Below are 8,400 nucleotides of genomic sequence, written 5' to 3'. Positions count from 1 at the left end.
CGCCGAGACCGGGCACCTGGCGGCCGCCTCACGGGCCTGTTCCGCCGCCTGGCCGACGGGCTCGGCGGCGAGCACGACGACCTGCCCGGCCTCGTCCTGGTCGAACACCGAGGGCGCGGTCACCGCGCACTGCCCCGACGACACGCACCGCGAGGTGTCCGCCACCACCCGCGCGGCGGGCCGCTCGCGCCGCTGCTCCCCGTTCACCACAAGACCGGGACCTCGCCGAGGCCGCCCGCCAGCCGTTCGGAGTGGTCGCGCAGGCTGTGCGCGTCCACCGCCAGCCGCAGGCCGGGGAAGCGCCGGAACAGCGCGGTCAGCGCGATCTGCATCTCGGTGCGGGCCAGCGCGTTGCCGATGCAGTAGTGGCCGCCGTGCCCGAAGGCGAGGTGCGCGTTGGGGGAACGCGACGGGTCGAAGGCGTCCGGTTCCTCGAACGCCCGGCCGTCCCGGTTCGCGGCGTTGATCGCCACCAGCACCGCCTCGCCCCGCGCGATCGCCGTCCCCGCGACGGTGACGTCCTCGCGGGCGTAGCGGGTCAGGCCCAGGGCACCGGGCGCGGCCATCCGCAGGACCTCCTCCACGGTGGCGCGGGCCGATCCGTCGGGGTCTGCGGCGAACCGGTCCCGCCGACCGGTGTCGCTCAGCAGGAACAGGACCCCCAGGTCGATCCGGGCCGACGTCGTCTCGTGGCCCGCGAACAGCAGCCCCACCGCCAGGCGGGCCATCTCCTCCTCGGTGAACGAGGGGTCCTGCGCCTGTACGGCCAGGATGTCGCTGATCACGTCCTGGCCCGGCCGCTTGCGCTTCTCCTCGGCGATGGCGGACACGTACGCCTCGAACTCGGCCATGGCGGCGGCCCCGTCGGCCCCGCCGTACAGCGCGGCGATCCGCTCGGACCAGCCGCGCAGCAGGTCCCGGTCCGCGACCGGCACGCCCAGCAGCTCGCAGATCACCATCACCGGCAGCGGGAACGACAGGTGGTCGTGCAGGTTGACGGCGCGTCGCGGATCCCGCGAACGCTCCTCGTCCATCGCGTCCAGGCAGGACGCCGCCAGTTCCCCGATCCGCTCGCCCAGCCGCCGCATCCGCGGCGCGCTGAACGCGGGCGCCAGCATCCGGCGCATCCGCGTGTGCTCCCGGTCCTCCTCCTCGGGCGAGGGGGCGGGGCGCGTGTGCAGCGCCGAGGCCGAGATCCTCGGGGCGCCCTCCGTGTCGGGGCGCAGCCGGGAGAACCGGGTGTCGCTCAGGAGCAGCCGGGCCTCCTCGTAGCGGGTCACCAGCCAGGCCGGGTCGCCGGCCGGTGTCGTCACCCGGGTGATCGGGCCTTCCTCGCGCAGGTGCGCGAGCAGCGGCGCCAGGTCCAGGGCGTTGGGGCGCTCGAAGGGTAACTGCGGTGCGGGCGCGGTCATGGGTCTCTCCTCACCGGCCGAAGGGCCACAAGAGCAGTAACGCTTGACGGAGCCAGCGCTCTCCCTGCCTTTCCGGACCAGGGCGGACGAGTGCCCTTCCGGCCGACAAGTGAGAGTCAGCTCTCTCTTGTCGGGAGCGTAACACCATCGGCACGTACAGTCAGCCTCCCGAGCGCCCCGCCCGGGAGGAGGGCACCTACCGGCAGCGCCCGAAATGCTGTCGCTCCGCCGGTCAGGGACGGCTACGGTGCGCCGTTGTGGATGACGAAGACCCGAAGGATCTGGTCCGGCGTGGATACGACCTGCTGTCCGCGCACTACGAACGCGCGTTCAACAGCGAGACGAAGTACGGATCGTGGATCGAGGAGTTGCTCGGACTGCTCCCGGAGCCGGGCGCGGTCCTGGACGTGGGGTGCGGGACCGGAGTCCCCGTGGCCCGGTCCCTCGCCGCGGCAGGGCACCGTGTCACGGGCGTCGACATCAGCGACGTCCAGATCCGTCGGGCACGGGAGCTGGTGCCGGAGGCCGAGTTCATCCGGGCGGACGCCACGACCCTGGCGTTCCCGTCGGGGACCTTCGACGCCGTGGTCTGCCTGTACGCGCTGATCCACATTCCGGTCGGGGAGCAGCCGGCCCTGCTGGGGCGGATCGCATCGTGGCTTCGGCCGGGAGGCCGGCTCCTCGTCACCACCGGGCATCAGGCCTGGACCGGCACCGACGAGGACTGGCTCGGCGGCGGGGCCGCGATGTGGTGGAGTCACGCGGACGCGGCGACCAACCGGTCCTGGCTGCTGCGCGCCGGCCTGGAGGTGGCGCACGAGGAGTTCGTCCCCGAGGGCGACAGCGGCCACGTCCTGTTCTGGGCGCGGCGGCCCGAGAGCTGACGGGCCGTGCGGGGCCGTGGCCGAGCGGTCGCGGGACGTGCGCCGCCCACGGCCCCGGCGAGCCCTCCGCTGATAGGTTCCAGCGATGAGCGAGCAACTGCCCGACGGCGGCGTCGAACTGTCCCCCGACGAGATCGAAGCCCTCCCTGCCAGGTGGTCGTCCTGCTGGACCCCCGGTGAGGTCGCGCAGCGGTTGGCCGGGATCGGCACGCCCTGGTACGTGGCCGCGGGGTGGGCACTGGACCTGTTCCGCGGCAGGCGGACGCGCGCCCACGGGGACATCGAGATCGGGATTCCGGCCGCGGGCTATCCCGAGGTCCGCGACCGTTTCCCCGGGTACGCCTTCGACGCGGCGGGCAGCGGCCGGATCTGGGAGGACGCCACGCCGGAGGTACTGGCCGCCGTCCACCAGACCTGGCTCCGCGACCCGACCACCGGCGACTACCTGCTCGACGTGTTCCGCGAACCGCACGACCGCGACACCTGGATCTGCCGACGCGACGAGACGATCCGGCTCCCCTACCGCGAGATCATCCACCACACCCGGGACGGCATCCCGTACCTGGCCCCCGAACTGGTCCTGCTGTTCAAGGCCAAGCACGTCCGCGAGAAGGACCAGTCGGACTTCGACGCGACCGTCCCGCACCTGACCCCGGCTCAGCGCCAGACCCTGACCGGCCTGCTCGCCCGCGTACACCCGGGGCACCGCTGGCGCGCGGACCTGTAGCAGCCCCCACTGGGCCCCGTGTCAACTGCCGCCGGTCACTGAGCGGCGGCGCGGCTCTGCCTGAGGTGGATCTCGACGGAGCGGCACAGGCTCAGCGCATCGTGCGGGTCGTCGGCCCGGTAGCCGAACCGGCGGATGAGCAGCACCGAGTCAAGGGTGACGCCTGCGCGTGCCAGCACGAACAGCAGGGTGAGCAGGGCGGCGCGGGCGTTGCCGTCGTCGAACGGGTGGAAGAAGCAGACATCCAGGTAGACCCGGGCCGCCCTCGCGGCCAGCGGGATCCGGCCGTCGGCGGCCTGCGCCAGGCAGGCGTCGAGGCGGGCGCGGGTGTCGGGGCCGATCCCGTAGCGCTCCTCGCCGCCTTTGGCGAAGGCGGGGCGGGTGCGCAGCGGCGGCGGCTCGGGGGTGCCCAGCACGTGCTGCTGCCAGCCGCGCAGCAGCTCGAAGTCGAGCACGGCACCACGCGCCGCGTCGGCCCGCACCAGCTCCAGTGCGGTGAGCAGGCCGGCGGCGCGGGCGGGGTCCACGGCGGCGTCGAAGAAGCGGAAGTCCTCCGCCGCTCCGTCGCGGGCGGGGGTCACCGGCCCGCTGTCCGTGCCGTCCTCGCCGTCCGACCACGGCACGCTCTCGCGCACGGCGAGCCAGTGTTCCAGGTGGTCCGGGAGCTCGCCCGGGTCCGGCGACCAGTAAATGTCCTGCGGACGCAGTGGGCCGACGAGTCGCTCCGCGACGTCATCGGCCAGGACGGTGTCGGGTGCGGTCCAGCTCTTGAACCGGCCGCCGACCGCCTGTCGAACCAGTCGCTCGGCCGGCTCGGGGGCAACGCCCCAGTAGCCGAGGAACCACTCCAGGACCTGCCGGCAGTGCCCGTACCAGCCGCTCTCGGCGCCCGTCCGGTCGGCCACCTGCAGGATCAGGTTGCGGGCGGCGCGCTCCCACAGGATCCGGTCCGCGTCCAGGGTCTCCGGGTCCAGGGGGTAGGCCTCGAACCACTCCGCGAGCCGCTCCAGCCAGTCACGCCACTCGCACAGCGCCGCCACGACCCGGTCGAGGGTCTGCTCCGGGGTGGTGATCGAGTGCGATCCGCAGCACCAGTTCCCGACCGGCCCGCCATCGACGTCCCCCTCGCCGAGCGACCAGCGCCACCCGGCCGCCCAGCGGCCGTAGTGCTCCATCAGCACGTGCGTCATGGCGTCGGACCAGGGTTTGGCCACCTCCCAGGCCCAGTTGACCCTGGCCAGATCGATGGCCGGGTCAAGCCGGGAGGGCACCCGCCGCGCCGGCCCGAGGGAACGGATCACCCCCGCCACCGAGTCGGGGTCGAAGGGGTGGTTGGCGGGGTCGACGTCGTCCCAGGTCAGGTCTGTGGGGTAAAGCGTGTTGAGCACCGGGTCAGAGTGCCACGGGGCCCGGGGGCGCGAGCAACACCTTTTCCGGCAGTCCACAGGGCAGGGCACCACGCTCGTCGCCGCTGCTCGCCCTGACCGTCACCCGGCTGACGGCGGAACGCCGGTGGGTCCGCACCCGGGCTCGGGTGCGGACCCACCAGCGGTCAGAGGGCTACGGCGTCAGGACTACGGCCGGACGTCCGTGAAGTAGCCGAACAGGTCGGCGATGATGTCGGTGCTTCCGACGTGGTTGTAGATGTCGACCTTGCCGTCCGCGCCGACCGGCGTGGTGACGTGGTTGGGCACGGTCTGGCCGGCCAGCAGGTTGAGGTTGCTGGTGCCGGGGCGCGGGGCGCCGTGGGCGTGCACCGTGAGGTAGCTGTCCTCGGTGGTGTTGGTGGACGTCACGTTGAGGACGGCCGCCCGGGCACCGGCCGGGATGCCGGCGACGACAGTGGTGCTGTCCGGGCCCGGCTTGGCGAACGGGCCGGTGCGGGTGTCGGCCAGGCGGACGGGCACGGTCGGGGTGTACGTGGCCTTGCCGTTCGGGGAGTAGTAGCCGAAGACGTCGAGGATCACGTGGGTGGAACCGTTGTGGTTGTACACGTTGACGGTGCCGTCCGGGCCGACCGGGACGATGACCTGGTTGGCCTTGTCCTTGCCCGGCTCCGGGTTCAGGTTGGAGCTGACCGGCTTGGTCCCGCCGCCCGCGTACACCTTGAGGTGGGTGTCGACGGCGGTGTCGGTGCTGGTCAGGTTGAGCACCACGGACGTGGCGTCCGCCGGGACGCCGCCGACGCCCGCGACCTTCACCGCACGCGTCTCGCCGGACCCGAGCTTGCTGCTCTCGCGGGTGTCCACCAGCCGGCTCGGCGACAGCGGGGTGAACAGGTCGCCGCCGTTGGGGCGGTAGAAGCCGACGACGTCGACGATCACCTCGGCGCGGCCGGAGTTGAGCAGGGTGCTGATCCGCTTGGCGTCGCCGATCGGCACGGTGACCAGGTTGGACGAGGTGCGGCCGGCCGCCACGTTCACGTTCGAGGTGATCGGGCGGGCCTGGCCGGTCGGCCAGACGGTGAGGTGGGTGTCCTCGGTGGCGTCGGTGACGGTCACGTTCAGGACGACCGTGGAGACGTTCCCGGGCACGCCGTTCGCCCCGGGCGCGGTGCCGGTCGGGAGCGTGAAGGGCACCTCGGCGCCGCCCCGGAGGTCCAGGTTCGGGTCCTGGCGGGTGTCGACGAGCCGGTATGCCTCCGTGCGCAGGAACCCGGTCGGGGCGTACGCGGCCCGGAAGGGGTACGCGGCGGTGCTGGTGCGGCCGGCGGTGTCGGTGACCGTCACCGTGACGGTGTAGTCGCCCGGCGAGGCGTACCCGTGGACGACCGCGTCCAGGGTGTTCCGGGTGACGGCGGGGGTCCCGTCGCCGTAGTCCACCACGACCTTGGAGACCTGCCACGGCGAGACGGTCCCCGACGGGTCGACCCGCACGCCCAGCGGCGGGGCGTCGGCCGTGTCGAAGCGGTCCGGGACGACCTGCTGGACGGTGGCGCCGGCGGTCAGCGGCCCGGGGGCCGTGACCTGCACCTGCACGCCGTACCCGCCGGTGAACGGCTGGCCGCCGCCGGTGTCCACGGTGACGTTCGCGGAGAAGGTGCCCGGCTTGGTGTAAGTGTGCTTGACCACCGGGGAGTTCGAGGTGACCGCGGGGGTGCCGTCGCCGAAGTCGTAGCGGTAGGTCATCACGGAGGTCGGCCAGTGGGCCTTCTCCGGGCCGGTGGTCGCCGTCAGCGTGATCTCGGTGCCGTACGGGGCCCGCTGCTGGTCGGCCGTCAACTGGGCCGAGGTTATGGGCTCCTGGCGCTCGGTCGCCCCGCGGTCGTGGTAGCCCAGGCCGGTGCCGAGGTTCGGCCGCGACGGGTCGTCGGCCGGGTGCGCGGCCGGCACGAAGCCCGGCGCGGTCTCGTCGGCGGAGTCGACGACCTCGCTGTTCAGCGCGTTGCCGGACTGCCAGCGCGGCACCACGTAGTCGTGCGTGCCGGCCCGGCCGTCGGTCGCGGCCGCGAGCGACTCGGGCGTCTCGTGCCGGGTGCCGGCCCAGACGTACGGCGTACCGTTGCCGGAGTTCGTCCAGTACGGCGCGACGGTGTTCGAGCCGGCCCGGGTGTCCTTCGCCGAGGCGGCGGAGACCACGACCTCCGCACCCGCGGGGTTCGGGCAGGAGTACGGCGCGGCGGGCGAGAAGTGGTTGCGCACCACGTTGTTGAAGAGGTTCGACCCGGAGGAGTCGCCGGCCAGCTCGATGCCGGCCGTGCAGCCGTCGGCCACCGTGTTGTTGGTGAGGGTCGTCCCGGGGCTGTCGACGGCCTTGATCCCGGAGGCCTCGGTGCGGACCACCGTGACCCGGCTGGAATCGGTGACCAGGACCTCCCGGGCGTGCATCGACTCCACGACGACGTCGTGCACACCGGACAGCCGCACGTCGCCGCCCACCGCGGCGCCGCCGGCCGCGCCCCGGATGGTGATGGGCCGGCCGGGCTCGCCCGACTTCGTCACCGAGGTGCGGGAGCCGAACGTGGACCGGGCCACCTCGACGGTCTGCCCCGGCAGCGCCGCCGCGGTGGCCGCGTTGACGGAGCAGAACGGCTTCGCCGCCGTCCCCGTCCCGGAGTCCGAGCACGCCGGGTCCCAGGCGTCGACCCGCAGCACCCCGGGCGCCTCGTCGGCGGAGCCGGTGGTGGCGGCGGAAGCCGTGGTGGCGGCGGTGGGGATGCCACCGAGCACGGTGACGAGGCCTGCGGCGAGCAGGCCCTTGGTGCGGTTGGGGCGCACGGTGCGGTCCTCCGGAATGGGACAGGAGTCTGACCCGGTGGGCACGGGCCCGGTCGGGTGGGTCAGGCCGCGTGGATCGCAGGCAGGGCAATTATGACGAGGGCTCCGCCGGCCTTGATCACCGCCCCCACCTGCGACGACGCGCCCACGAGGCAGAGCCGGACGTCCCGGACAGTTCGGATGATTCGGACGGCCGGCGGCGCGAGCCGAGGCCCCGCAGGATCAGGTCGTCTTCCGCGGAGACCTGGTGAGCGCCCCCTGTCAGCCGTTGACCAGGACGATCTTCCCGGCCGCGTGGCCGCTCTCGCCGAGGTGGTGCGCCTGTGCGACCTGGTCGAGCGGGAAGGTGTGCACCTGAGGGAGTGCGAGGCGTCCGGTGGCGATGAGGTCGCCGAGTTCGGCGAGGACGTAGAGGGCCCGGCCGTCGTCGCCGCGGCTGAACGCCACCCGGTGCTCCCGGGCGCCGGCGAAGTCGGAGAGGGTGACGACTCGCTCGGGGCCGCCGGTGAGGTCGATGAGGTCGGGCAGCGCTCCGCTGCCGGCGACGTCGAGTGCGCGGTCGACGCCGCCGGGCGCCAGGGCGCGGACCGCCGGCACGAGGGTCGGGCCGTAGGCGACGGGCTCGGCTCCCAGCGCCCGGACGTACGCGTGCCCGGCCGGGCCGGCGGTGCCGATCACCCGCGCGCCGCGGGCCACGGCGAGCTGGACCGCGGCGCTACCGACGTTGCCCGAGGCGCCGTTGACGAGGAGCACGGTGCCGCCGCCCACGCCCAGCCGGTCGAGCCCGCGCGCCGCGGTCTCGAGGGCGGCCGACAGGGCGGCGGCATCGGCGAAGCGGACGGACGCGGGCAGCGGCGCCCAGTGCGACAGCACCGCCGACTCGGCCTGGGCGCCCCCGCGTTCGGACAGGCCGACGACGCGATCGCCGACGGACACGTCGGTGACGCCCTCGCCGATCTCGTCCACGACACCGGCCGCCTCGTGCCCCAGCGCCTGCGGCAGTTCCTCGTCCATCAGGCCCGCGCGCTTCTTCCAGTCGCTGGCGTTGACGCCGGCGGCGCGTACCGCGATGCGGACCTGGCCGGGGCCCGGGTGGGGGTCGGGAAGGTCCACGACCTCCAGGACCTCGGGGCCGCCGAAACGGCTGAACCGCACTGACT

The 8,400-nt window shown here is 73.6% G+C and carries 7 protein-coding genes; 2 read left to right on the top strand and 5 right to left on the bottom strand.

Annotated features, from left to right (window positions below; translation table 11 throughout):
- The coding region (locus ACFU6K_RS22260) for a ferredoxin (RefSeq protein ID WP_380665583.1) at positions 1–207 on the bottom strand (207 nt) is incomplete at its 3' end.
- Positions 204–1,412, bottom strand: coding sequence for a cytochrome P450 (locus tag ACFU6K_RS22255; protein ID WP_380665582.1), 1,209 nt, complete (start codon positions 1,410–1,412; stop codon positions 204–206). The genes ACFU6K_RS22260 and ACFU6K_RS22255, both read right to left, overlap by 4 nt.
- A 257-nt stretch (positions 1,413–1,669) precedes the next feature.
- Between ACFU6K_RS22255 and ACFU6K_RS22250 the strand changes: the two genes are divergently transcribed.
- Both ACFU6K_RS22250 and ACFU6K_RS22245 read left to right on the top strand, forming a co-directional pair.
- Entirely contained in the window at positions 1,670–2,296 is a 627-nt protein-coding gene (locus tag ACFU6K_RS22250) for a class I SAM-dependent methyltransferase (RefSeq protein ID WP_380665581.1), read from the top strand.
- Between the two features lie 85 nt (positions 2,297–2,381).
- Complete coding sequence (locus ACFU6K_RS22245; protein WP_380665580.1) at positions 2,382–3,023, top strand: nucleotidyltransferase domain-containing protein; 642 nt, start codon at positions 2,382–2,384, stop codon at positions 3,021–3,023.
- 35 nt (positions 3,024–3,058) lie between these two features.
- On the opposite strand, the gene ACFU6K_RS22240 is transcribed toward ACFU6K_RS22245, so the two are convergent.
- The 3 genes from ACFU6K_RS22240 to ACFU6K_RS22230 all read right to left on the bottom strand — a co-directional run.
- Positions 3,059–4,411, bottom strand: coding sequence for a Fic family protein (locus ACFU6K_RS22240; RefSeq protein WP_380665579.1), 1,353 nt, complete (start codon positions 4,409–4,411; stop codon positions 3,059–3,061).
- Between the two features lie 186 nt (positions 4,412–4,597).
- Entirely contained in the window at positions 4,598–7,240 is a 2,643-nt protein-coding gene (locus tag ACFU6K_RS22235; protein ID WP_380665578.1) for a PKD domain-containing protein, read from the bottom strand.
- Positions 7,241–7,501: 261 nt separating this feature from the next.
- Positions 7,502–8,400, bottom strand: an 899-nt coding sequence (locus ACFU6K_RS22230; RefSeq protein ID WP_380665575.1) for an NADP-dependent oxidoreductase, incomplete at its 5' end; no start/stop codon positions are given.

It is taken from the genome of Kitasatospora sp. NPDC057512 (assembly GCF_042802135.1).
Taxonomy (GTDB): domain Bacteria; phylum Actinomycetota; class Actinomycetes; order Streptomycetales; family Streptomycetaceae; genus Kitasatospora.
Note: the sequence above shows the minus strand (reverse complement) of the source record. Positions and strands in the feature narration are given on the sequence as shown.